The sequence below is a fragment of the Flavobacterium nitrogenifigens genome (assembly GCF_003254565.1).
Classification (GTDB): domain Bacteria; phylum Bacteroidota; class Bacteroidia; order Flavobacteriales; family Flavobacteriaceae; genus Flavobacterium; species Flavobacterium nitrogenifigens.
Map to the genome: position 1 here is coordinate 1 of NZ_QJRI01000108.1, position 565 is coordinate 565.

Below are 565 nucleotides of genomic sequence, written 5' to 3' on the forward strand. Positions count from 1 at the left end.
AGATCCTTATCAGGCAGCGAAAGATAAGGCTGATGCAGCTTTTGAATTCATCAGCAAAATGGGATTCGATTATTTCTGTTTCCACGATTACGATTTGATTGCTGAAGGAGCAACTTTCGCAGAATCAGAAAAACGTTTGGCTTTTATTACAGAATATTTAAAACAGAAAAAAGCAGAGTCTGGAATCAAATTGCTTTGGGGAACTTCAAACTGTTTCTCAAACCCAAGATTCATGAACGGAGCGGCTACAAATCCTGATTTTAATGTTGTGGCAAGAGCTGGAGGTCAAGTAAAATTAGCTTTAGACGCTACAATCGCTTTAGGTGGAGAAAATTATGTATTCTGGGGAGGTAGAGAAGGTTATATGTCTCTATTAAATACAGATATGGGAAGAGAATTAGACCACATGGCGCAATTCTTGGCAATGTCTAGAGATTATGCAAGAGCTCAAGGTTTTAAAGGAACTTTCTTCATTGAGCCAAAACCAATGGAGCCATCTAAACACCAATACGATTTTGACTCCGCTACAGCAATCGGATTCTTGAAAAATTATGGTTTAGATAAA

Annotated in this window: 1 pseudogene; it reads left to right on the forward strand. The window is 37.9% G+C overall.

Going from position 1 to position 565, the window contains the following annotated elements:
- Positions 1–565 (forward strand): annotated as a pseudogene (locus tag DM397_RS00475) (xylose isomerase); the annotation flags it as partial.